19 protein-coding genes are annotated in these 26,288 nt (G+C 38.1%); 6 read left to right on the top strand and 13 right to left on the bottom strand.

Annotated elements, in window-relative coordinates; translation table 11 throughout:
• Positions 1–63 precede the first annotated feature (63 nt).
• From IQ247_RS15635 to IQ247_RS15645, 3 genes are all read right to left on the bottom strand, one after another.
• Positions 64–774: an ABC transporter ATP-binding protein gene (locus IQ247_RS15635; RefSeq protein ID WP_228059781.1), complete on the bottom strand. Its 711-nt coding sequence runs from the start codon at positions 772–774 to the stop codon at positions 64–66.
• Positions 775–996: 222 nt separating this feature from the next.
• Positions 997–2,217 (bottom strand): ABC transporter permease, encoded by a 1,221-nt coding sequence (locus IQ247_RS15640; protein WP_193921489.1) that lies wholly within the window; start codon positions 2,215–2,217, stop codon positions 997–999.
• A gap of 97 nt (positions 2,218–2,314) precedes the next feature.
• The gene (locus tag IQ247_RS15645; protein WP_193921490.1) at positions 2,315–3,781 is read right to left on the bottom strand and encodes an efflux RND transporter periplasmic adaptor subunit; all 1,467 of its coding nucleotides are present in this window, start codon (positions 3,779–3,781) and stop codon (positions 2,315–2,317) included.
• Positions 3,782–4,092: 311 nt separating this feature from the next.
• Between IQ247_RS15645 and IQ247_RS15650 the strand changes: the two genes are divergently transcribed.
• Positions 4,093–5,097 (top strand): tetratricopeptide repeat protein, encoded by a 1,005-nt coding sequence (locus IQ247_RS15650; RefSeq protein ID WP_228059782.1) that lies wholly within the window; start codon positions 4,093–4,095, stop codon positions 5,095–5,097.
• 182 nt (positions 5,098–5,279) lie between these two features.
• Here IQ247_RS15650 and IQ247_RS15655 read toward each other — a convergent pair whose 3' ends face one another.
• Positions 5,280–5,690: a response regulator gene (locus IQ247_RS15655; protein ID WP_193921491.1), complete on the bottom strand. Its 411-nt coding sequence runs from the start codon at positions 5,688–5,690 to the stop codon at positions 5,280–5,282.
• 240 nt (positions 5,691–5,930) lie between these two features.
• Here IQ247_RS15655 and gyrA point away from each other — a divergent pair, with 240 nt between their 5' ends.
• Both gyrA and IQ247_RS15665 read left to right on the top strand, forming a co-directional pair.
• On the top strand, positions 5,931–8,459 hold the full coding sequence (gene gyrA, locus IQ247_RS15660) for a DNA gyrase subunit A (protein ID WP_193921493.1): 2,529 nt from the start codon (positions 5,931–5,933) through the stop codon (positions 8,457–8,459).
• Positions 8,460–8,804: 345 nt separating this feature from the next.
• Positions 8,805–8,984 (top strand): CAB/ELIP/HLIP family chlorophyll-binding protein, encoded by a 180-nt coding sequence (locus IQ247_RS15665; protein ID WP_193921495.1) that lies wholly within the window; start codon positions 8,805–8,807, stop codon positions 8,982–8,984.
• Positions 8,985–9,131: 147 nt separating this feature from the next.
• Here IQ247_RS15665 and rpoD read toward each other — a convergent pair whose 3' ends face one another.
• Positions 9,132–10,310, bottom strand: a complete 1,179-nt coding sequence (gene rpoD / locus IQ247_RS15670; RefSeq protein ID WP_193921497.1) for an RNA polymerase sigma factor RpoD — start codon at positions 10,308–10,310, stop codon at positions 9,132–9,134.
• A 1,826-nt stretch (positions 10,311–12,136) separates the two neighbouring features.
• Complete coding sequence (gyrB, locus tag IQ247_RS15675; RefSeq protein ID WP_193921498.1) at positions 12,137–15,382, bottom strand: DNA topoisomerase (ATP-hydrolyzing) subunit B; 3,246 nt, start codon at positions 15,380–15,382, stop codon at positions 12,137–12,139.
• Between the two features lie 399 nt (positions 15,383–15,781).
• Between gyrB and miaA the strand changes: the two genes are divergently transcribed.
• Both miaA and IQ247_RS15685 read left to right on the top strand, forming a co-directional pair.
• Positions 15,782–16,783: a tRNA (adenosine(37)-N6)-dimethylallyltransferase MiaA gene (gene miaA, locus IQ247_RS15680; RefSeq protein ID WP_193921499.1), complete on the top strand. Its 1,002-nt coding sequence runs from the start codon at positions 15,782–15,784 to the stop codon at positions 16,781–16,783.
• Positions 16,784–16,828: 45 nt separating this feature from the next.
• Positions 16,829–17,578: a GDSL-type esterase/lipase family protein gene (locus IQ247_RS15685; protein ID WP_193921500.1), complete on the top strand. Its 750-nt coding sequence runs from the start codon at positions 16,829–16,831 to the stop codon at positions 17,576–17,578.
• Here IQ247_RS15685 and IQ247_RS15690 read toward each other — a convergent pair.
• The 7 genes from IQ247_RS15690 to IQ247_RS15725 all read right to left on the bottom strand — a co-directional run bounded on the left by IQ247_RS15690 (position 17,575) and on the right by IQ247_RS15725 (position 24,315).
• Positions 17,575–18,348 carry a Uma2 family endonuclease gene (locus IQ247_RS15690; RefSeq protein WP_193921501.1) on the bottom strand — a complete coding sequence of 258 codons (774 nt, stop codon included), beginning with the start codon at positions 18,346–18,348 and terminating at the stop codon, positions 17,575–17,577. The two genes, IQ247_RS15685 and IQ247_RS15690, sit on opposite strands and share 4 nt — an antisense overlap.
• A gap of 84 nt (positions 18,349–18,432) precedes the next feature.
• Complete coding sequence (locus IQ247_RS15695; RefSeq protein WP_193921502.1) at positions 18,433–19,143, bottom strand: DevA family ABC transporter ATP-binding protein; 711 nt, start codon at positions 19,141–19,143, stop codon at positions 18,433–18,435.
• Between the two features lie 362 nt (positions 19,144–19,505).
• Positions 19,506–20,669 carry an ABC transporter permease DevC gene (devC, locus tag IQ247_RS15705; RefSeq protein ID WP_193921506.1) on the bottom strand — a complete coding sequence of 388 codons (1,164 nt, stop codon included), beginning with the start codon at positions 20,667–20,669 and terminating at the stop codon, positions 19,506–19,508.
• 101 nt (positions 20,670–20,770) lie between these two features.
• Positions 20,771–21,385, bottom strand: a complete 615-nt coding sequence (locus IQ247_RS15710) for a GNAT family N-acetyltransferase (RefSeq protein WP_193921508.1) — start codon at positions 21,383–21,385, stop codon at positions 20,771–20,773.
• A gap of 123 nt (positions 21,386–21,508) precedes the next feature.
• Positions 21,509–22,786, bottom strand: a complete 1,278-nt coding sequence (locus IQ247_RS15715; protein ID WP_193921510.1) for an ABC exporter membrane fusion protein — start codon at positions 22,784–22,786, stop codon at positions 21,509–21,511.
• A 123-nt stretch (positions 22,787–22,909) separates the two neighbouring features.
• On the bottom strand, positions 22,910–23,482 hold the full coding sequence (locus IQ247_RS15720) for a TetR/AcrR family transcriptional regulator (RefSeq protein WP_193921512.1): 573 nt from the start codon (positions 23,480–23,482) through the stop codon (positions 22,910–22,912).
• Between the two features lie 122 nt (positions 23,483–23,604).
• Positions 23,605–24,315: a Uma2 family endonuclease gene (locus IQ247_RS15725; protein WP_193921514.1), complete on the bottom strand. Its 711-nt coding sequence runs from the start codon at positions 24,313–24,315 to the stop codon at positions 23,605–23,607.
• Positions 24,316–24,798: 483 nt separating this feature from the next.
• Here IQ247_RS15725 and glcD point away from each other — a divergent pair, with 483 nt between their 5' ends.
• Positions 24,799–26,274, top strand: coding sequence for a glycolate oxidase subunit GlcD (gene glcD, locus IQ247_RS15730; protein ID WP_193921515.1), 1,476 nt, complete (start codon positions 24,799–24,801; stop codon positions 26,272–26,274).
• The last annotated feature ends 14 nt before the right edge of the window (positions 26,275–26,288 follow it).

Here is a 26,288-nt window from a genome sequence, read left to right on the forward strand (position 1 = left end):
AAAATCTAAAATCTAAAATCCAATTATGCCTTTAACCTTAACTTAACAACCAACAACTAACAACTAACCACTAACAACACTCAAATCATCAGCAGTTAAATTTGAATGAATAACTTCACCATCGCGAAACCAAACAATCCGCCGTGTTTGACGTGCAACTTCAGGTTCATGAGTTACCATTACCACTGTGATTCCCGTACTATTAAGTTCAGTAAAAATATCTAATACTTCTTGAGTTGTGCGAGAATCAAGAGCGCCGGTAGGTTCGTCGGCTAGGAGTACAACCGGACGATTAACAATAGCACGGGCGATCGCCACACGTTGCTGTTGTCCCCCCGATAGTTGATTGGGTTTATTATTCAAGCGATTTTCTAAACCAACTCGTTTTAACGCTTCAATTGCCCTATCTCGTCTTTCAGTATTGCCTACATTAGCATAAAGCATCGGTAGCATAACGTTTTCTAACGCTGTGAGTTGCTGTAATAAGTGAAATTGTTGAAAGACAAAACCTAGTTTTTTATTGCGAATATGTGCCAATTGGGTATCATCCATTTGTGCCACATCTACGTTATCTAAATAATACTTTCCTGATGTGGGACGGTCTAAACAACCGATAATATTCATTGCTGTAGATTTACCAGAACCACTTGGTCCCATAATCGAACAATATTCGCCTTCTTCTATAGTTAGATCCACATCCCACAGCGCTTTGACTTCCGTTTCTCCACTACCATAAATTTTAAAAATATCTTCTAAGCGAATTATATTAGCCATTTCAATTTTAGATTTTAAATTTTAGATTTTGGATTGAGGAAGCAAAATTATTCACCGGGTAAATTTTTAAGGTCCGAAGCCCCCGGATTTATCCGTGGATTATGCCATGCACGAAGCCCCTAAATTCAATTTATGGGGCATTAATTACGAATTACGAATTACGAATTACGAATTATACTCACCTTTAACCTTTAACCTTTAACCTTTAACCTTTAACCTGATTTAAGCGCTTCTCAAAGCAACAATTGGATCGAGTTTAGCAGCACGGCGTGCGGGAACTACGCCGAAGAATAAACCGATCGCGCCAGAAACTCCAACAGCGGAAAGGATTGCAACAGTTGAGATTCCGGCTTCTAAAGGGGTAACAGCTGCTACTAAAAAAATGCCACTAACACCAACCGCAGTACCAATTAAACCACCAGCCGCCGAAACAATTACTGCTTCAATCATGAACTGTAATAAAATATCTTGTTGGGTTGCACCAATTGCTTTTCGCAGTCCGATTTCTTGAGTACGTTCGGTGACAGAAACCAGCATGATATTCATGATACCAATGCCACCGACAAACAAGGAAATACCTGCAATTGCAGCCAGCATAATTGTCAATGCGCCGGTTATTTGTCCGACTGTAGCTTGAGCATCTTTTTGAGAACGCACGGTAAAATCATCTTCACCAGTTATTTTGTGCCGTAGACGCAATAAATTTTTCATTTGAAACTCGGCTGCGTCTACACTATCGTTATTAATTGCAGAGACTACAAGGTAATCTAAGGCAATACCGTAGGGAGAATTTTTTCCTACAAGTCGGTTTGCTGAAGTTGTGATTGGTATTAATGCAGCCTCATCGTAATTAGCACCACCCAATCCCGAACCTTTACCTTCTAATGTTCCAATAATTTGAAAGCTGGTATTTTTAATTCGCAATTGTTTTCCTAAAGGATTAACGCTGCCGAAAAGTTTTTCTGCTAAATCCGCACCCAGTACAACTACTTGATTGCTGCGTTTGATATCTATTTCATTAAAAAAGCGTCCTTTAGCAAGTTGAAAATCCCGTACCAGCGGAAAACCCGGAGTCGTGCCAATTATATTTACATCAGTATTTCTATTGCCATAAGTCACCACATACCTGCGATTTAACTCCGGTGCAACTCCCGCAATTGTTGGAACTTGAGTTGCAATAGCTTGAGCATCTTCCAACACCAAGGTTTTAGGAATCTCAAAGGTAATCCGTTGAGTTTCTTGATTCCCTGGAATTACAAATAATACATTGGGTCCGAGAGATTCCAACTGTTTATTAACAAATTTTTGTCCTCCTTCACCAATACCAATCATCGCAATTACCGAAGCATTACCGATAACAATGCCTAACATAGTAAGAGCGCTACGCAATTTATTTGATAGCAGGGTTGTACCCGCCATTTGTACACTTTCTACAAAGTTCATCTGTTAAGGTTAAAGGTTAAAGGTTAAAGGTTAAAGGTCAAAAGTTAAAGGTTAAAGGTTAGAAATTCCTAACTCCTAACTCCTAACTCTTAACTTATTACTCACTCTGTTCTTGTAGCTTTTTCTGGATTTTGTAGTCATTGGGAGGGCTGGTAAAAATGCGATCGCCAATTTGCAATCCTTCTAATACTTGGGTTTCATTTCCTACTTGAGAGCCGATTGTAACTTTACGAAATTGTGCTTTGTTGTTTTTATCGGGTGCTAAAACGCCTGTTTCACCTTTTTCTGTGACGATAGTAACTGTTGGCACCCATAAGGCTTGTACATCATCGCCTAAAAAAGTCAAGTTTACGTTTAAACCGGAAAGCAGTTTGTCTTTTCCTGTATTAATTGCAACTCGTACTTGAAACAATGTTACACCTTGTTCGTTGACAGCTTCCGGAGCAATCAAACGCACTTCTCCTTTAAAAACTTGGTCGGGATAAGCATCGGCTACGATGTCTACTTGTTGCCCTACTTTGATTTTGCCGATGTCCGCTTCCGGGACATTTGCTAATACTTCTAATCCCCGCGCTAAGGCAACTACGGAACTTGATGTGGCTGATGCGCTGGTCGAAGCGGAAGTAGTTGGTGTAACAAATGCCCCCACATTGGCAAACTTTTGCGTGATAATACCTGAAAAAGGAGCGCGAATAATTGTATTATCTAAATTTACTTGCTCGGTTTTGAGTTGTGCTTGTGCTGCGCTAACACCTGCTGCTGCTTGAGCAATTTCTTCGGGACGGGAACCACTTTCTAATAATTGTAATTGAGCGCGTGCTTCTGCGACAGCTGCTTGAAGTCTGGTGATTTCTTCAGCACGACTACCGCTTTGAAGTAAAGCTAATCTTTTTTGGGCTTCGAGTAAGTTTGCTTGAGCGGTTTTATCTTCGCTAACAAATTGGTCTAAATCGTCTTTTTTTACTGCTCCTTGATTGTATAAGCTGCGGTAACGTCTAACTCTTTCGTTAGTCAAATCAACTCTGGCAATAGCAGCATCTACCTGTGCTTGTGAAGCGGCAATTTCTTGGGGACGATTTCCGGAAGTTGCTGCGGCTAGTTGTGCTTGGGCTTGTGCTAAACGGGCTTTGGCTTGACTAATTTCTTGGGGACGAGAACCAGCTTTAGCTTGGTCTAATTTTGCTTGAGCTTGTGTTAAGTTAGCGCGAGCTTGTAGAATTCTTGCCTGAATATCTGCACTATCCATTGTGGCGATAATTTGCCCGATTTTTACGGTGTCGCCTTGTTCTACATATAATTGGGTTACTGTGCCGGGGTTTTTTGGGCTAATGTTCACGTTTTGAACTGGCACAATTTTACCGCTAGCATTCAGAATAATGGTAACTTTCTTTTCTTCTACAAGAGTAGTAAGTTGTGTGATGTCCTGTTTGTTTTTTGCTCGATCAATAAAAATATAGGTAGTAGTTGCGCCCACAACTACAATCCCCGCTGCGAACAGAGCAACAAGCCAGCGAGGTAATCCTTTCACTTTGCCGATTAGGGGAATTTCTATGGGTGTAGCCATAACAGCAGCGACAAAAATTGTGTCATAGATTGGGTAAGGTAGAGTGGAACGTGCAATAGGGAACCGATAGCAGACAGGATTTTACCGTTAAGATATTTTGTTTAAAGGGTGTATAGCAATATCCAACAATCTACCTTCGCGCAAGGGGTTTTATACCAAATTAAAAAGTTAAAAATCAGTTCTCTTGTATTTGTTTAACTTTTTTAATAGTAGCCTTTTCAACTTGCATATGACTTTACCTTTTGGGGTGACTTTAGTCATGATTGATTAGTTTTATTGTATAAGTAACCAAAATGTGGGATGCGGAACAAATGACCCCTATAGAAAGACAAATCACTGAAACATTTAGCTGTCATCAACAGCCCAGATGGTTTAAGCTATCTGAAAGATTCCTTAATTTGTGCCAAAAAGGCGGTAGTGTGCCTAAACGAGTTGGATTAATTTCTGTTCTATTTTTCTGTAGCTTTTTGAGCGTGTCTCCTCAAAGAGTTAACGCTCAAGCATTATTACCTCATACCGTGCAACTTGATGCCGCAAAGTTAGAACAACAAGGTTTGCTTTTAGCCCAGGAAGCTGCACAACTTGCACAATTTCAGCAGTTCGACTTGGCAATGCCCCGCGCAAGGCTGGCGACTCAACTTGCTCCCAACAATGACAAAGTATGGTTTCTTTTGGGGGGATTATATTTACAATCCAGAGAGCTTGATCAAGCAATTACTTCTTTACAAAAGGCACAAAGTCTTAATCCTAAAAATGCCGAGACTTATTTTGCTTTAGGTTCTGCTTATTTTCAACAGGAAAAATATCAATCAGCAATTGTTCAATATCAAGCAGGCTTAAAAATAAAACCCAATGATCCAGAAGGGTTATTTGATTTAGGCAACGCTTACTATATGCTTGGTCAATTGCCCCAAGCTATTAGCGAGTACAAAAAATCTATTGCTAACAAGCAAGATTTTTGGCCTGCGACTAACAATATTGGATTAATTTTTTATGAACAAGGCGATATCAGCGGTGCTATAAATCAATGGCAACAAGCTATTACTAAAGCCAACAGCGCCAAACAACCAGCCGCCGAGCCTCAACTAGCATTAGCCGTTGCCTTATATACTAGAGGCGACAAAAGCGATCGCCAAAGGGGTTTAGCAATGGGAGAAGCTGCACTCAAACTCGATGAACGCTATGCTAATTTAGATTTCCTTAAAGAAAATCTTTGGGGTAATCGTTTATTATCCGATACCAAAAAATTCTTAGAATTACCGAGTATCCAAGCTGCATTGAACGGACAATCTCTCTCCCAACCCGCTGGACAATAGTTTTTTACTTGGATAATTTTAATAGCGGGCAAGGTATTATTTTTATCTTTAACGGGCTGGCTTGCTATTAATCTTTCCCCAGGCTATTGCTTAAAAGTACACCTATATAGTACACCTATATTATCAATGGAAGCAGTAGCCCAGCTTAATTGATGGGCGACTGTTACCTTGTAGAGTTGTTTTTAAGAAGCGTTATTGTCTTTGGGTAGTAGGGCGATGATTTGGTCAACAAACTGTTGATGATCCACCACGGGTTTGGAAATATAACCATCAGCACCACTTTGCCGCAAAAAGCTTTCGCGATCGCCTTCCATCGCGTGAGCAGTGACCAAAATAATCGGTAATGTCGCTGTTTGAGGATCAGATTTTAACATTTGTGTAATTTTGATACCATCAACAGATTTACCTTGGTAAACGCTTCTAGAAAGAGAAACATCCATTAAAATAATGTCTGCTTCTTTGGCTTGAGCAATTTTGATTACTTCGTCTACATTTTCAGTGTGTTTAACATCTAAACCTCCGCGTTTGGTTAAAATTTTGGAAAACACACGAGCATTAACAAGATCGTCTTCGACAATCAAAACAGTTTTCATGAGGATCGATCGGACTCTTAATATGTCAAGGGGATAGACGATTGAAGATAGCACGATTTACGCCGTGTCTACATTCAAAAAATCAAATTGTATCCTTGTCAACAAGGATAATACTACCGAAGCAGCAAGACATAAATATCAAGATTTTATGACCAAGAGCATTTCATCCGTTATAAGTAAGATTACTGCTCTCCGACGTTACGGCAATCTAAGTGTAGTTCAAGTTCAGGGAAAAAACTCATGGCAAAACAGTTAAACCTTCTCTCTACGGGACAGGTAATCACCACAGCCTTGCATACGGAAATGCAAAGGTCTTATCTCGAATATGCCATGAGTGTAATTGTGGGGCGGGCGCTACCGGATGTACGCGATGGCTTAAAGCCGGTGCATCGCCGGATTTTGTACGCTATGCACGAACTCGGCTTAACTCCCGATCGACCTTACCGAAAATGCGCTCGTGTAGTAGGTGACGTGTTGGGTAAATATCACCCCCACGGAGACCAATCGGTTTATGATGCTTTAGTGCGTTTAGTACAGTCCTTTTCTTGCCGTTATCCTTTGTTGGGAGGACACGGCAACTTTGGTAGTGTAGATAACGACCCACCGGCGGCAATGCGCTACACTGAAACACGTCTGGCACCGATTAGCCATGAAGGAATGCTCGCGGAAATTGGCGAAGAAACAGTAGAATTTATCGGTAACTTTGATAATTCTCAGCAGGAACCAACAGTTTTACCCGCACAGTTACCGTTTTTGTTACTCAATGGTTGTGCCGGAATTGCTGTGGGAATGGCTACCAATATTCCACCTCATAATTTAGGTGAAGTGGTGGATGGGTTGATTGCCTTGATTGATAACCCCGAACTTTCTGACGAAAAATTATTTAAACTTATACCAGGACCTGACTTTCCTACTGGTGGAGAAATTGTTGGCAAAGATGGTATTCATGAAGCATACACCACTGGTAAAGGTGGTATTTTGCTGCGGGGGGTTGCCAGGATTGAAGAAGTTCCCACAGGACGAGGAAACAAACGACGCACCGCGATTGTAGTCACAGAATTGCCTTATCAAGTGAATAAGGCAGGTTGGATTGAAAAAGTCGCTGATTTAGTTAATCAAGGGAGATTAACCGGAATTAGTGATATCCGCGATGAAAGCGATCGCGATGGGATGCGGGTGGTAATTGAGTTAAAGCGTGATGCTGTTCCAGAAGAACTGCTGTACCATTTGTTTCATCAGACGGCGCTGCAAACTAATTTTGGGGCTATTCTTTTAGGGATAGTTGACGGACAACCGCGTCAATTGAGTTTGCGTCAACTGCTGCAAGAGTTTTTGGATTTTCGCGAGCAAACTCTCAATCGTCGCTACTCTTATGAATTAGGTAAAGCAGAAAATCGGCTGCACATAGTATCCGGTTTGCTTGCAGCACTTTCTCAAGTCGATCAAGTGATTGAGATTTTGCGACAAGCTGCCGATGGTTCCACAGCCAAAGTTAGTCTTGTAAGTACATTGGGGTTGAGTGAGATACAGGCAGATGAAATTTTGGCGATGCCAATGCGACGACTCACTGGTATGGAGCGACAAAAATTACAGCAAGAGTTCGAGGAACTTGAAGAAAGAATTAATACGTTACGTAAATTACTCGACGATAGAAAAGAATTACTTAAAAGTTTAAAAAAAGATTTGCGGAGTTTAAAACGCTCTTATAACGATGAGCGACGCAGCAAATTTATAGAAAAACCCGATAATAAAGCATTTGCCAAACAGAAAAATAAAAGTGACGAAAAAGATCAAAGTACTAAATCTAAAAGTCAGAGTCCACCAATACAGGTACCTGTTGAAGATGTGGTATTAGAATTTTCTCAGCGCGGCTACGTGCGACGAACTAGTTTATCTTCTAAAAGATCAAAATCTGATAGCGGAATTCCAGATTATGATTTTATTATTCAAGCTTCGGAAACTAATACTCACAAAGACCTATTAGTTGTAACTAGCGGCGGTAAAATGTACCCGTTACAAGTAGGAGATATTCCTGCCACAACTGCTGGGCGGGGAGCGCGGGGAACACCATTAATAACTTTGCTGACATCAACTGCTCAGAGCCAAGCTGAATCTATTGTTGGTCGTCTTGTAATTCCAGAAAATTCAACCAATACAGATGTAGTTCTTTTAACGAAACAAGGACGTATCAAGCGTTTGCCTATAGAAGAATTGACTAATATCAGCCGTCGTGGAGTTACTATTCTAAAACTCAAGGATGATGACGAACTTTTATCAACTCACTTTGTCAACAGCGGCGAACGTTTAGTTTTAGCCAGTTCTGGTGGAAGAATAGTTTATTTTGAAGTCAATGACGCACAACTTCCTTATATGGGACGCACTGCTGTCGGTTTACAAGCGCTGCGCGTAGGTAAACAACATCAAATGGTTGGCTGTGTGACTTTGAGTAAAAACTCTCATTTATTGCTAGTTACTCAAGAAGGATATGCTAAACAACTTGATGCAAGTAAATTCAAATTAGCCAATCGCGGTGATCTAGGCGCTCAAGTTGTTAAATTTTCTGTTGCAACTGACAATCTTGCGGGTATTGCTTTAGTCAAACCGGAAACTGAAATCGCCCTCGTCACCAGCAATCAACGAGTAATACGTCTGAATGGAGAAAGTGTACCTGTACTGAATAAAAATGATTGGGGCAAAAAGGTTGTAGAACTCAACCGCGATGAAACAATTGTCACTGTTAATGAAGTTGCAATTGAAAATAATTCCTAGTGGTCTGCCACACAATGTTGGATGACAATTAGGGAGCTAGAAGCCACCAGCGACCTTTTCGGGTCGCACTACCTCTACCGCTCAAAACTTATGTGGTCAAGTACTACTAGTCTTTTTCATTTATTCTGACGGGTTCATTTATCCGCGAAACCATGTAGAGACGCAAAATTTCGCGTCTCTACAACCTCGCATAATTAATGAAATGTTGATTTTTATATCATCAAAAATTATTAAAGTCTAGCTTTGTAACATTTTTGTTTGAAAATGTTGCAAATATTAAAATATTTGCTATATTTAAGTTACAAAAGGTTACAAACATTAGGAACTCAGTTCGGAGTAGTAATTATGGCAAACTCAACTAAAATACCTGTTGCAACAACTGAAGATCGTAATGCTTGGCGTTGGGGTTTTACTCCTCAAGCGGAAATTTGGAACGGTCGTTTAGCGATGATTGGCTTTGTCGCTGCTGCGTTAATTGAACTTTTTTCCGGTAAAGGCTTTTTGCATTTCTGGGGTATTCTGTAAATTTTAAGACCCACTTTATCGAAATTTTAAGTTTTAAATTTAACCTAATTAAAAATAAAGACCTGGGAAATACTTAGTAATCCCAGGTCTTTTTATGGTAGTTTGCCAAAAGTTACTAATGACAAACTACTCAATGCAAATAATTTACTAGCGAATATATTCTTTCAGAACGCTATTACGATTGGGGTGACGCAACTTACGAAGTGCTTTTGCCTCAATTTGACGAATACGTTCGCGAGTAACGTTAAAAATTTGTCCAATTTCTTCAAGAGTTTTCATCCGACCATCATCTAAACCATAGCGTAGTCTGAGAACATCGCGTTCGCGAGGACTCAAACTATCTAAGACTTTTTCGAGGTCTTCGCGTAGTAAACTCTTGGAAACTTGGTCTTCAGGTGTTTCACCGTCTGACTCAATAAAATCACCCAAACGGGAATCTTCTTCTTTACCGATGGGAGTTTCTAAAGATATTGGTAGCTGAGCGGATTTGGCGATAAATCTCAGCTTTTCAATAGTCATCTCCATGCGAGTAGCTATTTCTTCTTCTGTGGGTTTGCGTCCCATTTCTTGAGAAAGTAGCTTGGTAGTTTTCTTAATGCGAGAGATGGTTTCATACAGGTGAACTGGTAGACGAATCGTCCGAGATTGATCGGCGATCGCCCGAGTAATAGCCTGACGAATCCACCATGTAGCGTAAGTAGAAAACTTATAACCTTTTTCGTGGTCGAACTTTTCAGCAGCACGAATCAAACCGAGACTACCTTCCTGAATCAAATCTTGGAAAGACAATCCACGATTCATGTATTTCTTAGCAATCGAAACTACAAGGCGCAGGTTAGATTGAACCATTTTATCTTTCGCCCTACGTCCTATATGAAGGCGATAGCGAAATTGCGGCAAAGGTAGCTGTACGGCTTCTGCCCATTCGATGTCTCTAGGTTCGCGTTCGAGCTGCTGCAAGAGTCTTTCGCGCACTCTTTCTAATTCGAGCAAATCAGCAATTTTACGTGCCAATTCAATTTCTTCATCTGCTCTTAGAAGGCGAATTCTACCAATTTCCTGTAAATACAGGCGAATAGAATCTTCGGTGTAGTGCTTTTTCTTCGCTTGCGTCCGACGACGACCTTTAGCAGCTTTTCCAGCCTTGGCTACGTCAGCAGACTGAGTTTCGCTAAATTCTTCCTCTAATTCGCCTTCATTGATAAGTAAATCTTCTTCTTCTTCTTCTTCTTCTTCGATTAAGAGTTCTAACTCCATCTCGGGCTGATTTATCACTCCTAGGTTAGGTTGATAAATATTTTCGAGTACGTTGTTAGCCTGGTTCATGCCGCGTTCCTCATGCTCCTTGCAGAATCAATTACTCCGGGTGGTGTCTTCCATGCTGAAAGCTGTTTTTTATGCAGCTTAAACGTTTACAATAAATCAAAGGGCGATCGCCCACTCTTCAACCGCCGATCAGAATTTTTGGCATTGGTCGCAGTTTCCTGTTTCAACTAATGCCCCCAGTCATAACAATCAGACAGCAAGCTGTTTATCCCTTTAGGGGAAGACTGCCTTGCGTAAATAAAGTCTTTTTGATTTGATGTGGGTCACTTCTGAGGTTGTGAAAAGTAAACACCATGATTAATGTCGTTACTTAAACTTTCGATTCCTATGAAAGAAAAATCAACTTTCCGGTTATGAATCAACTAGTACATATAAAGTAATATGTCTTGAGTAAGATTTTCCAGAAAGACTGTTCCGATTGTAGCCTGTTTCACAGAAATTGTACTATGCCTGACTGTGGTGTTCATAAAGTAATAAATTGATTTATTGTCTGTTTTAGCAAAAACACATTAAAGACTGTAGGCTTATTGTGTAATTTTTTTCCAAACTTTTGAAATTACACCAATCCTTGATGAAGTCAAAAGCACTCATATACACCGACTACACATCTATATCTATTTAATTGAAGGTGTTACGCACAACCTAATTCACCTGCAATTACCCTCTATTTTATAATTCGGGTCGCATTTAAGTGGTTAGGATGATACGCGATTGCTGAGAATTTTCTCTTCACCGACAAATAATTTTGACAAAGATGACATTAAGACAGATGTATCGAGCAGAAAAATATTCTTTTGCTAAAGGACGAAATATTTATTACAAATACTTTAGTACCTTGATCTCGAAACAGCTTTGGGTAAGACAAAATCTTACTTAACGAAAATTTTACCTTTGAACGGACATTTTTTACCTGAAATTACAGATAAACTGCAATCAGACTCTTTGTAACTTAGGAATCAGTTGATTAAACCAATTCATTTATAAATACACCTTAGCGCACCATTGAAATTTCAGCCTTAAGAAACTTGACAAATTTTGATGGTTGATACATACATATTCTAATCAATTACAATTCAAGTTTGACATTCAAAAGTATCGAAATTAAATAAATTAACACCCTTGCTGCATAGAATAAATGCAAAATTTGTAACTCAGCAGCTCGTAGTAGATTGCAGTATACTTTACAATTTGGTTTTTATCATTCCCTGAGAACTATATTTTACTTCTATAGGAATTTTAACTCAGTAATATATACTCAAAATCTCGCGATTGGCGAAACAGTTAAAAAAACTATAAAGCCGCTGTGCTGGATATTCTGTTCATCCTTCACTTTATGTCTTCCGGAAGATTGACAAATTTAGTTTTTTCTATTCAGCACATGAAATTGAACAAATAATGTTGTGTAATTATAGCCACTAAGTTAATAAGAATACATATCGTAATTTTGTTGAGATAAAAGTATAAAATAAAATATTTTACTGAGATTTGACTGAAAAGAACTATTCTGGCTGTGTGCAGGGTACTCCCGTACTACGACGGTTGGGTTCAGAAGTCGGGTTTTGGCAAAAGTTGTAAGCGTGTTACAGATATTTATATTTAAAACTATATTTAAAACTATATTTAAAAATCCGACTTCTTGATATTCGTTATTTTTGCTTGGGTGATTCGTTGGGTTTTGACCCCGGTTGTCCTGTTTTACGAATATTTTAGCCAAAAAACCGGACTTTTTAATAGTTTTTACAAACATGAAAAAAAGCAATCGGTAATTGAAAACTGCTTACCGATCGCTAATAATAAATAATTTGGAATCTAAAACCGAGCAGATATTAGATATCCAAATCTATGAGATCAAGTTTAGAACTGTGAGTTTCGATAAACTCACGACGAGGTGCAACGCGATCGCCCATTAAAATTGTGAAAATTCGGTCGGCTTCGGCTGCATCTTCGATTTCTACTCTTTTTAAAGTTCGGGTTTCAGGGTTCATAGTGGTATCCCAAAGTTGAGTTGCCATCATTTCTCCCAAACCCTTAAATCTTTGGATAGTATAGTTAGCATTTTGAGGGAACTCATTGGTAACTAAATTTTGTAATTCGCGATCGCTATAGCAATAATAGTGATTGCGCCCCCGTTCTACTTTGTATAATGGCGGACAAGCGATGTAAATGAAACCTTCTTGAACTAAAGCTTTTTGATATCTATAGAAGAAAGTCAATAACAAAGTCCGGATGTGCGCTCCATCTACGTCAGCATCAGTCATGATGATAATGCGGTGATATCGCAGTTGGGTTGAATCAAATTCTTCACCTTTAACACCTAAACCGAGAGCGGTAATTAAAGACTGAATTTCATTATTTTTGTAGATTTTGCTATCGTCGGTTTTTTCAATGTTAAGAATTTTACCGCGTAAAGGAAGAATCGCTTGGAAACGTCTGTCGCGCCCTTGTTTGGCACTATTGTGTACGAATACGCCGCTTGCTAAAGCAAAGTTGTGGGTGTGAGGAACTTCGATGTCATAAACGTCTACAGGTTCGTCTAAACGTTCAATCTTGACTATACGATGGTTGTAGTTAGCAACGGCTTCATAAGCTGCCTTAGTATCGCTTTCAAAATAGCGTTGGCAGAATTTATCAAAGCGCAACAAAGACGTATCTCTTGTTTGCAGACGAAATTCTTGGTAAGCATCTAAGTCAAGGCTGCCTTGCTCTACTTCGATTTGTTTGAGTGCTGCAATTGTTTTACGGTAATAAGTTTGGTTGAGTGCTGCTAAACGTTTGGCGCGAAATTCAGGTGTCCACTGTTCTTGAGTTTTTTCTCGTCGCCATTCTAGTAATGTTTCATTCTTCCATTGTTGTTTGGCAATTTGCGAGCCTCTAAGACGTGCTTGAGGATTATTTGCAAAATAATTGGTAACTCTTTGGGATTGAGCTAACCGATTTGATTCATTGCTCCAATATTCTTGCTGCGCTTTGCTAAGTTGTTCGCGATTGGCAATGGGATATTCTTGGTTATTTTCGTAAAAATCACGCCATTTGCTTACCATGTAAGCTTTGTAGTTTTCCGAATCCCACTGTGCCTTCGCTTGTTGTGAAAGAATTTGCCGTGTTTGAGGTTGCTGCATCCGTTCGCTCATCTTGGCACGGAATTCTTTGCTTTGACGAATTGCACGACATTTATCAATCGTATCTTGACGATGTAATGTTTTTTTTATATGAGAGCGGTGTAAAGCTAAATGTTCTTTAGCACTCAAACGCTGAATGTTTGTAGGATTATTATTTAGTTTGTTGAAATCAACATGGTGACAGTGTTCGCCGTCTGCCAATTGATAAACACGATTCCAACGATTATGCCAATCCGCTAAAACATGAGTAAACAACCAAGAATCGGAACGAGGATTCCAAACCATTTCATAACCATCAATAGTAATTCTTGGTTCACTCGAATCGGATAATTTACGGTATAGCGGCATCAAAGAATCATCAGGCGTTAATGATGCGGCTTGCTTATAACTACCATCACGCAACATAAAACGATGATCGGGAGTACAAATAATTGTTTCTCCATTGTCTAAAGTTATCTTCAGGACTTGAGCATTTGTCTTGGTGATACGAGGATTAATAATACGTTCGATGCTAATAGTACCATCATCACGAATCGTATAGCAGAAATGCTCTTTACCTATGGCTTGTTCGGCAACAATATCTTTAAAAGAAAGCGAACGTCCGTCAGCTAATGCTACAAGTGTATCGCCATCAAAACATCCCCCCGCAGAATCCCCTTCCACAAGATAGATTTCTGATTCAGCCGGATCGCGAGTAGAACAATCGGCTAACTTACCTGGTAATGGTGAAGACTCTAGCACCGATTTGCGCCGTACCAATTCCCGTGCATGACGAGCAGCTTCTGCGGCTTTAAATGCCTGAATTGCTTTCTCTAGAATGGTATCGACAACTTGGGGATGAAATTCTAAATACTCGTTAAGAGCTTCTCCCACAAAAGAATCAACGATTCCTCGAACTTCGGTATTACCTAATTTGGTTTTAGTTTGTCCTTCAAATTCCGGTTCGGGTACTTTGACTGAAATGACCGCAGTCAAACCTTCCCGCACGTGTTCACCGCTCAGGTTTGACTCGTTCTCTTTAATCTTGTTACGTTTGCGAGCAACACTATTTAAAGTGCGAGTCAGAACTGCCTTTAATCCTTCTAGGTGAGTACCACCATCAACGGTACGGATATTGTTGGCAAAACCCAGCAAACTATCGGAGTAAGCGTCAACACACCACTGTAACGCTACTTCTACCTGTACATTATTGCGCTCGCCTTGGACATAAATTATTTCTTCATGTAGCGACTGCTTGTCAGCATTCATATAAGCTACATATTCTTTAATTCCGCCCTTATATTCATAAACTTCGACATGGGGTTCACCGTTTTTCAACAATTCTAAACGGTTATCTGTAAACGTAATTCTGACACCCGCATTCAAATAGCCTAACTCTCGCAAACGACTAGCTAGAGTATCGTAATCAAATTCGGTAACGGTAGTAAAAATTTGTGCATCTGGCTTGAAGCTAACACGGGTTCCAGTGCGATTTTCTTTATAGGGAACAGATTTTAATTCCGAAACCGCTGCACCGCGTTCGTAGCGTTGGGTATGTACCTTATTATTTCGCCAAATAGTCACTTCCAGCCATTCTGAAAGGGCATTTACTACAGAAACACCTACACCGTGCAATCCTCCAGAAACCTTATACCCGCCGCTACCAAATTTACCTCCAGCGTGCAATACAGTCAATACAGTTTCTAACGCCGATTTTCCGGTTTTGGAATGTACATCGGTCGGAATACCGCGACCATCATCTGTTACAGTACAAGAACCATCGGCGTTGAGTACCACCTCTATATGGGTGCAGTAACCCGCCAAAGCTTCATCAACAGAATTATCTACTACCTCGTAAACCAAGTGATGTAGTCCTCTCGGACCAGTAGTACCGATGTACATCCCCGGTCGTTTACGAACGGGTTCGAGACCTTCGAGAACTTGAATCTGCTCGGCATTGTAACTGCTCGTCATGAAAATCTCCTGATTATTGGGGCTTAAAGTCGCCTAAAAAAGCATAAAAGTCAAAAACACTCCCAAATTCTAGCACAAAAGCCTTACGGGCGACCCTAGAGCTATTAGAAGTGGAATTTATTATAGGGGTTGTACCTGTTATTTATAACAGCTTTGTTGGTAAATGTTACTCTTTTGATTTCCCTCTCAGTAGGTTCTATGACTGTAAATAAAGGTTTTAACTGTGGAAAAAAGCGATTACAAGAAACTAAAAGTTAAAGGTTAAAAATTATTTCTTTTTAGTTTTGACCAAACGATTTTAGGTTGAAAAGATTAATTTACGGTAAAATCAGTCATTCGTTTGAGAAAGTTTAAAATTCAGTGTTAGGAGTAGACTCATAATCAATTACAGATCAACCGATGACAAAGTTAATTGTAATTTGCGGTGCGACAGCAACAGGTAAGTCTGGGTTAGCTTTAGCTTTAGCTCAGCGCTGTGGTTCGATAATTATTAGTGCTGATTCTCGACAAGTTTACCGAGAATTCAACATCGGTACGGCTAAACCAACAATTACTGAACAAAAGTTAGTACCCCATTATTTAATTGATATATGCAATCCAACTGACACAATGACGGTTGCTGACCATCAACAACAAGTACAGAAGATTTTGGATTTTGGATTTTGGATTTTGGATTCTCCGTCTATCTCCCCATCTCTCCATCCCCTTGTCCCCTTGTCCCCTTGTTCCCTTGTCCCCTTGTCTCCCCATCCCCCCATCTTCCTAGTTGGTGGTACTGGATTGTATATTAAATCAATCGTGCGCGGAATGAAAATTCCCAGAGTTGCACCCCAGATGGAGTTGCGATCGCAACTTGAATCCATCGGTCAAATCCAACTCTACGCTATGTTACAACAAGTTGACTCTGTTGCAGCACAAAAAATTCACCCCCACGATGCGGTACGGACTTTAAGGGCATTAGAGGTATTTTATATTACTGGTAAGCCAATTTCTGATTTACAAGGAGAAAATCCACCAGATTATCCAATTCTACAAATTGGTTTGGATTGTGATGTGGAGCATCTGACAAATCGGATTGCACGGCGAACGGAGAGTATGATAAAAGATGGTTTGATTGAAGAAGTAGAATATCTTTGTCAAAAGTATGGGGTAGATTTACCTCTACTCAATACTTTGGGATATCAAGAAATTAAACGATATTTAAATGGAGAGATTTGTTTGGATGAAGCGAAAAAATTAATTGTTTTACATACACGTCAATTTGCTAAGCGTCAGCGTACTTGGTTTAGGAAAGATTCTTCAATTGAATGGTTTGATACTGAGTCTCCAGATTTATTAGAACAAGTTTGGTTGAGAATCCAAGAGTTTATCGGAGATAAAATTTACCAGAATTTGACTTAGATAAAAATCAAAAATCAGATAAAAATATAACCTGAATTATCCGAAATGAACAATACAATTCAGAATTTATTATTATTAATTTCTGTTAGTTTGAATATTTTATTTTTGTTATTTGCGATTTCGTTTCTTCTCCGAAAAGGGGGAATATTTTATCTCAAAAGTAAAATTTTTAATTTGAGAAATAAATCAGAAAATAAAGTTTGGAATATAAATGCTTATTACAAACATAAAAAGAGTCAATTTGAAATACTGCCTAAATCGAATAATTCTATTGTATTTTTAGGAGATAGTTTAACTGATGAAGGTGAATGGTTCGAGTTATTAGAAAATCCTCATATCAAAAATCGAGGAATTTCTGGTGATACTACGGCTAGAATATTAAATCGTCTAGATGCAATTATTAATACAAAGCCAAAACAAATTTTCTTAATGGTAGGTATTAATGATTTTGCAAATGAAAAGAAATCGATTGCAGAATTATTAAATGGATATCAAGAAATTTTGAGCGACTTACGAACTCATACTCCAGATACACAAGTATTTATTCAAAGTGTTTTACCAGTAAATAATGATATAACGTTGTTTTGGCAAAATAACGATATTTTAGTGAAATTCAATTTGAAATTACAAGAATTAGCAAAAGAATTCAGTTACCAATATATCGATGTATATTCGCATTTAGTAGATTCCAACAATCAATTAGATGCTCAATACACTACAGATGGGGTACATTTAAATGGGAAAGCCTATTTAGTTTGGAAGGAAGCTATTGAAAAGTATGTTGCAGCAAATTAATCTAAATCATCTGGATTGATACCCATTTCCCGCAATTTTGCTGCTAAAAGCTCTGCACGAGAAAGTGCTTGTTGTTTTTGTTGTTCTAGGGTTTGAGCGCGTTGTTCAGCGGTTTGAGCGCGTTGTTCAGCAGTTTGAGCGCGTTGTTCAGCAGTTTGTGCGCGTTCGTCTCCTGTTGGTAAAATCGTACCATCTTGGTAGCACCAGCGCAGCCAAGTATCTTGTCTCGCTTCAAATTCTCCTTCCCACAAAGTTAAACCTAATCCAACTTGTTCTAACCATTTTTCGTTCGTTTCTTGATAGCGTCTTCCCACAAGTTGATATATATGAAACTGTTTTTCTCCTAATTGCTGACTTGGGTCATATACTATGTAGTAACTTGCTCGCATCTGTTCATAAGTTTTGAGCTTTTCTCCTAATTCATCACCGATTTTATTCGAGACAATTTCAATTACAACTTCTGGGGATTTACCAAATTCCCAAACCATATAACAACGATTTTGTTTCTCCCACCAATTTTCTGGTACTTGAACATCAAAGCTGAGAAAAATATCAGGTACTATGGGGGGCTGTTTGTATGCATGGTAGATTCCGACATTTGCTGATGCTAAGAAAATTTGATTTTGTAAAGAACTGTAAAGAGAACTAACTAAAAGCCGTTGTTGTTTTTCAGATGCAAAGTTATCCACTGGGGTATCGTCTTCGGTAACTAATTTATCAGCGTCCGGGATATAAAAGTTATCCTCAGAGACTAAAATTTGTTCAACCATAAAATTATCCACCGATTTCGCGTCTTTTTTCTAGTTTAATAAATTTTTTGTTAAGTTCGTGTTCTAAAATTAAATTAAATTAAATTAATTTACCTTCATTGCAACATCAACACCGTCACGAACTAACCTTCCATCCTCCATATAAATGATTCTATCTCCAATATCTAAAATCCGGTTATCGTGAGTAACTAATAAAATTGTACAACCTTGTTCTTTCGCTAATTTGTACATGATTTCCACCACATCACGTCCTGATTTTTTATCAAGTGCTGCGGTTGGTTCGTCAGCCAAAACTATTTTCGGATGACTAGCTAAAGCACGAGCAATTGCAACTCTTTGTTTTTGTCCTCCCGATAGTTTTTCTGGGTAATAATCAACTCGATTTCCTAAGCCTACTTGTTCTAAAATTGCTGTAGCTTTAGCACCAATATCTTGTTCTAAATATTTATCATGCAATTCTAAAGACATTTGCACATTTTGTTTTGCTGTCAAGAAACTCATCAGATTATGTGCTTGAAAAATATAGCCGATATTTTGACGAATTTTAGTTAGTTGTTGTTTTTTCGCTCCACATATTTCTTGCTCTAAAATCTTTAAACTTCCTTCTTGTGCAGAACGTAAACCACCCATTAAAGTTAATAAAGTCGTTTTTCCTGAACCAGATGGACCAGTTAAAATTACTATTTCACCCTTATTAATAGTTAAATTGATATCGAATAATACCTGCTTGCGGAGATTTTTTTCACCGAAATAATGATTGAGATTTTTGACAGAGATTACAGGTTCTAATGACATAACTTATCTAATTAGTAAATAAAAAACATCTCAAGTATTAAAATTGATTTTCTTTGTCTACCTCCGCGTTTAATAAAGTCGCAATCTTGCAACAATAACGGGTGGAACTTCACTAAACTTACACCAACCAATCGAAACATTATTCAAATAAAACGAATTATCTCTCTTCATCTCTTCCTCTGCGTTCTCAGCGTCTCTGCGGTTTTTAAAATCCATAATCTTCATCCCAACAGATTTCTTAAAAAAATATCCCACAATCATGGATTAATCAATGAAAAAATAATCGTAATTAAAGCAACAGTTAATTCTATAAATATTGATTGAATTAGAATTATTATTGTTAATCATTTTATTTCTCAAATCTAAAAAACATCAGCGGGGTCAGCACTTTGTAATTTTCGCATTGCAACTAAACCAGAAAAACTACACATAATAATAGTTAAAACTAGTACAAAAACAGCACGGTCAACTTTCATCACCACAGGTAATAAAGTAGCAGCAAAAGTAATTTGATATAATCCCATAGATAGCAACATCCCAGGTAAAAATCCTAATACCGACATTATCAAAGCTTCTTGCATCAACATCACCATTAAATAACCGTCACTGTACCCCATTGCTTTCAGTGTGGCGTACTCTGGAAGATGTTCTGACACGTCTGAGTAAAGTATTTGATAAACAATGACGATACCAACGATAAACCCTACTACTACTCCAATCCCGAAAATAAATCCAATGCCTCCACTTTCCCAATAATCTTTCTCTGTTTGAGCAAATTCTTGTGGTGTCAACACTCTGACATCATTGGGTAAATTAGCTTTAAGTTGTGATTGAATTTTTTCTACATCTGCATTTTTACTCAGATTAATTAAACCAACTTCAATTTGATTTACTTGACGCTCTGGAAATAGTTTTAAAAAGGTAGAATCGCTAGTAATAATGTTTCCATCTGCACCAAAAGATGCACCCATTTGGAATAAACCAACCGCTTGAATAGTTTGTTTATTAACTAAAGTTTCGACCTTTCCTTTTTGTTGAATAAAATCTGTAATCTGACCATATTCTGGACGAGAAGCACGGTCAAATATAACTTTATTTAATTGCTTTAATTCATCAAGATTTTGCTTAACTTCTGGAAAATCAAAAGGTGGATTTACTGGGTCAATTCCCCATACTAAAATTGCCCGATTAATCCGAGTTTGTGGATTACGCCATTCAGCAGTATTAACATACAAAGGACGTACAGATTCTACACCTTCATATGCTAAAGCTTGCTGCAATCTTTCTCTAGAAAAACTTTGTACTGAAATTAAAGTTTGAAATTGAGGATTAATTAAAACTAAGTCCGCTTGTAATGTTTGATGCGGTTTTGTAGCACTATCAAATAATGCATCTAATAACCCTAACTGGACAAACATCAACATATCAGCAAAAGCAATTCCTGCTAAAGCAACTGCAAGCCGAGTTTTCTCTTTTTTTAACTGTAACCACGCTAAAGGTGTACGACGAAATAGTTTGCGTAACATGATAAAAGTTAGGAATTAAGAGTTAGGAATTGTAGAGACGTAGCAATGCTACGTCTGTACGGGAGTTAAGAGTTGTAGAGATGTAGCATTGCGGAAGTCTGTTACTCTTTCTGATTACTTGGTTCTCGTTTCATTGTCCAATATTCAATTGGTTCCTTACCTGTTCTGATAATTTCAAAACCATTATTTTTGTAGAAACGAACGGCTTTTTCTGTTGATGTTTCTAAATAACAAGGTAAACCTTGTTCATCTGCTAATTTGAGAATTGGTTGAATCAATAAACTACCAATCCCCTGTCCTTGATAAATTTCGGAAACTCCTAATGCAGATAAATACCAATGCGGTTGATGCATATCTTGTTCATGGTATTTCTCAATTAATGAAAATAATGATATGAATCTCTTCAATCCTTCAAAACCAACCAAAAACGGAAGTTTGTAAAAACCTACTCGCAATAATCTCCACACATTTAAAGGATAGTTTCCCGGTGGTATCCAAGCTGCGATACCTTTGATTTCTGGAGTCGTATATATATAATTGTAAGGCTGAGCATAACGTAAAGTCGCATCCCACACATTCCGAGATATTTGATATTTTGTATTGTTTGTATGAGATGTTAAGTATTCAAAAATTGGGTCTTTATCGAATGCAGTAACAAGAGTTTCTGCTGCTTGATTAATTTGCGTTTTTTCTAAACAGATAATTTGTGTATTCATTAGCTTTTAGATTTACAATTGTCAAATTATTAAGTGAACTACTAACCACTATCAACCAACTATTAATATTATCTATATCAAACATTCGTTATAAATAAAACTAATAGACAAATTAATCAAAAATCATAATTCAATCTCCGTTTGAACTTGCAAATTAGTCAACCCTGCAACACGTTTACTATCTTCTGGATTAAGACGAATTTTGACATCAACTACGCGGCGGTCTAAATTTTCTCCAGGTTCGTTACTAAAGACGTTTTGTCTATTAATTTGCAAGCCTATTTGTGAAACTTCTCCTTGTAATTTATCCGAAAAAGCTTGTCCGCTAATTAGCACTTTTTGACCTAACTTAACTTTATCAATATCCGTTTGATATACCTCTGCTACTACCATCATTTGTTGTGTTTGTCCTAATTCAGCAATACCTTGATCGGCTATTTTCTCTCCTTGTTGGGTGTGAATTTTGATAATTTGTCCCGTCATCGGTGCGCGGATATAAGCCTCTTCTAAGTTAGTTTGCGCTTGTTTAACAACAGCTTTAGCATTGTCTACTTCTGTTTGTACCGCTTGAATATCCACCGGACGAATTTCACTAATTTGACTTAAAGTAGCTTCTGCTTCTTTAACTTGTTCGCTTCCAGATGATTGAATGCGGTTAAGATTTGCTTGTGCTTCTAAAAGTTCTTGTTGTCGGGATGCTTGAATACGATTAAGATTTGCTTGTGCTTCGTTAAATTGCTGTTGTACTGTTTGCAAAGTTAAGCGCTTGCTATCTCGAAATGATGTCGAAATAGCACCTTGATTAAAAAGTTTTTCATAGCGTTGATATTCAGAATTTGCATTATCAACTTCTGCTTTTAAACGTGCAATTGTTGCTTTTTGTGCTTGGATTTCCGTGGCTTTTTCTGCTTGTAATTTTGCAATAGTTGCGAATTGCGCTTGTATTTGAGTTGTTCTTTCAGTTTGTAAACGTGCAATTGTGGCTTTCTGTGCTTCAATTTCTCCAGTTTTTGCCCCTGCTTTCACCTGCGCTAATTTAGCTTGTGCTATTTTTAGTTGTTCTTTCGCTTGTAATACTCCATCTTGCAACCGTTTTTGAGAATCTAATATTGCAATAACATCTCCTACTTTTACTTTGTCTCCTTGTTTTACTAATAGTTTTGCAACTCTATCACCATCCAAAGTTAAGGGTGCAGATAAATTAATTACTTCTCCCAAAGGTTCCAATCTTCCGAGAGCAGCAACTTTTTTAACTACAGGTAACTTTTGTACAACAGGTGTTTCTGATGTTTTTAAAAAGCCAGTTTGAGAAATTCCGTAAAAAGCAATTATACCCGTAATGACAGTCCCAAATACTACGATACCAATAGTTTTATTAGCAGGTTTTGAAAGTATTTCCATAATTAAGTCAAAAAACCATTATCTATTACCTATTACCTATTACCTATTACCTATTACCCATTATCTATTACCCATTACCCATTACCCATTATCTATTACCTATTACCTATTACCCATTACCTATTACCCATTACCCAAATAAGCAGTTAACATTTTTACCAATAATTCTCCTTGTTCTTCATAAGAAGCTATTTCATCTCCACCAAACACTCTCGATGTAAACAAGCCTCCAATTAGATTCAAAATAAACTTAATTATAGGCTTTTGTTCAATTTGCAAATAATCTGCAACAGCTTTTTCTGTGTATTCCCAAGATTTCTTTAAAATATCATTACTTAATATTTCACTACGCTCTTGCTGTTGATAAAAGTCATAGCTTAATAAGGTTTGCTTGATAAAATAATCCTCATTTTTTTGAATAAAATTTATCAAAACTTTGATTCTTTCTTCTAAGGTTTTGGGATTACCTGCTTGGGTAAAAAAATTAGATATATCCTGTTCTGTTTGCTCTTCTACCAACTGTAAATACAAAGTTTCTTTATTTGGAAAATAATGATACAGCGTTCCTGTAGAAACACCCAATTCTTTCGCAATTTCTCGCATGGTAACAGAACCATAACCCTTGCTTGCAAATAAATCAAAACTTTTCCATAGCAGTTCTTTCCTATACTTTTCGTGGTCTACAATTTTCGGCATTCAGTCAATCAAATTACTTATATCGAACGTTAGTTATATAATAAATCAACAAGTAGTTTATGGCAATAGTTGTTTTTTGCGCGCTTAGATATAGGATACAAAGACGTAGCAATGCTACGTCTCTACATGGTGTCTGGATTGATGCCCATTTCTCGTAATTTTTCAGCTAGCTGTGCGGCGCGTTGTTCAGCAGTTTGAGCGCGTTGTTCGGCAGTTTGAGCGCGTTCGTCTCCGGTTAGTAAAACGGTACCATCTTGATGACACCAACGCAACCAGGAATCTTGTCTTGCTTCAAATTCACCTTCCCATAAAGTTAAACCCAGTCCAACTTGTTCCAACCAAGTTTCTTCTGTTTGGGAATAGCGCATTCCTCGTAATTCGTAGATACGCAGAATTTCTTCACTAAGTTGTTTTGTAGGGTCATATACGACATAATAACTTGCTCGCATATGTTCGTAGATTTTGAGTTTTTCTCCTAATTCGTCACCAACTTTGTTAGAAACAATTTCAATTGCAACTTCAGGGGGTTTACCAAAACGCCAAATCATGTAACAACGATTTTGTTTTTCCCACCAATTTTGAGGAACTTGAACGTTTAAGCTAAGGAATACATCGGGTACTATGGCTGGTTTTAAATCTGTGTAATAAACCCCCACATTAGATTCTGCAAGAAAAATTTGATTTTGTAAAGAACTATAAAGAGAACCGACTAAAAGCCGTTGTTGTTTAGCAGATGCAAAATTATCCACAGGTGTATCATCTTCAGTAATTAGCTGATTGGCATCTGGGATGTAGAAGCCATCATCAGTATCAATTAAAGTTTGTTTGACCATAATAATTATCTACTAATTTGGGTTCATATATTTACCTACTTTAACGTAAATTAGATGGTGAATCCGGTGGGAAAAGAAGTCGGCTTTTTATGAGTGTTTTCTGTTGTGATGGATATTTTTCCTCAAAACACGACTTCTGTGATGGTGGGGGAAGAAGTCGCAATACGGTTCGGATAAGAAAATTCGTAAACCCAAAATAATTGTAGAGACGCAAGGGTTCGCGTCTCTACATTCCCGAAATCACCACGAAAAATTATTAACCGAACCGTATTGGAAGAAGTCGGGTTTTTGCAATCAATATTCCTAACACCACAACATACTCAAAAAACCCGACTTCTGTGTAGATTTTGAATCAATATTCCTCACATTACAAAATCTTCCAAAAAACCCGACTTCTGTAATTGTTTTTATCAGAAAACACCTGTAACAATAAGAGTAAGACTGATAAATATAACCATTGCATCCCACACCGAACGATAAACTATGCTTACTCACGAAAAATACCAACAACGCAACTGGAAACCCATCATTAAGGAATTTGAAGCTATTTTAGGTAAAAAAGGGGTAATACAGCGCCGTGAAGAACTAATTACTTATGAATGTGATGGTTTAGCTAGTTACCGTCAACGTCCGGATTTAGCGGTTTTACCCAAAACTACAGAACAAGTTGCTGAAGTGGTGAAAATATGCAATAAATACTCGGTTCCTTTTCTTGCAAGGGGTTCTGGTACTGGTTTATCTGGCGGTGCTTTGCCTACTCAGGGATGCGTATTGATAGTAACTTCTTTAATGCGGCAAATACTCAAAGTTGATTTAGATAATCAGCGCGTTATGGTGCAGCCGGGAGTAATTAACAATTGGGTGACGCAAACCGTTAGCGGTGCCGGTTTTTACTACGCTCCCGACCCTTCGAGTCAGATTATTTGTTCGATCGGCGGTAACGTTGCGGAAAATTCCGGTGGAGTGCATTGTTTAAAATACGGTGTGACTACGAATCACGTTTTAGGGTTAAAAGTTGTCACTGCTAACGGTGATATTGTAGATTTAGGTGGACAAATCCCAGAAATGCCCGGTTACGATTTAACGGGTATATTTGTCGGTTCTGAAGGTACTTTAGGAATTGCAACGGAAATAACTTTGCGAATTCTTAAAAGTGCAGAATCGATTTGCGTGCTATTAGCAGATTTTACCAGTGTAGAAGCAGCAGGAGCGGCTGTTTCCGATATTATCAGTGCGGGAATTATTCCTGGTGGTATGGAAATGATGGATAACATGAGTATTAATGCGGTGGAAGATGTAACTGCAATGAATTGTTATCCCCGCGATGCTGTGGCGATTTTGTTAGTTGAAATTGATGGTTTAGAGGTAGAAGTTAAAGCGAATAAACAGCGAGTTATTGATATTTGTAAACAGAATGGGGCGCGTAATATAACTTCAGCAAACGACCCCGAAACACGTTTGAAATTGTGGAAAGGAAGAAAAGCAGCGTTTGCGGCTGCGGGACATTTAAGTCCAGATTATTACGTGCAAGACGGGGTAATTCCTCGGACTCAGTTACCTTATGTATTACAAGAAATTGAAGCTCTAAGCGAAAAATACGGTTATAAAATCGCCAATGTATTTCATGCTGGTGATGGTAATTTACATCCGTTGATTCTATTCGATAATTCGATTCCCGGTGAATTAGAAAAAGTCGAAGAAGTCGGCGGAGAAATTCTTAAACTCTGTGTCAAAGTTGGCGGTAGTATTTCCGGTGAACACGGTATTGGTGCAGATAAAAAATGTTATATGCCAGATATGTTTTCACCTGCCGATTTAGAAACGATGCAGTGGGTTAAACAAGTTTTTAATAGTAAAGGATTAGCCAATCCAGAAAAGATTTTTCCCACCCCTCGCACCTGTGGTGAAGCTGCAAGAGCAGTGAGTGAGAAGAAGTTTGAGAAAGTCGAGAGGTTTTAACGAAGGGGATGGGG

The organism is Plectonema cf. radiosum LEGE 06105 (assembly GCF_015207665.1).
Classification (GTDB): Bacteria; Cyanobacteriota; Cyanobacteriia; order Cyanobacteriales; family Nostocaceae; genus Rivularia; species Rivularia radiosa_A.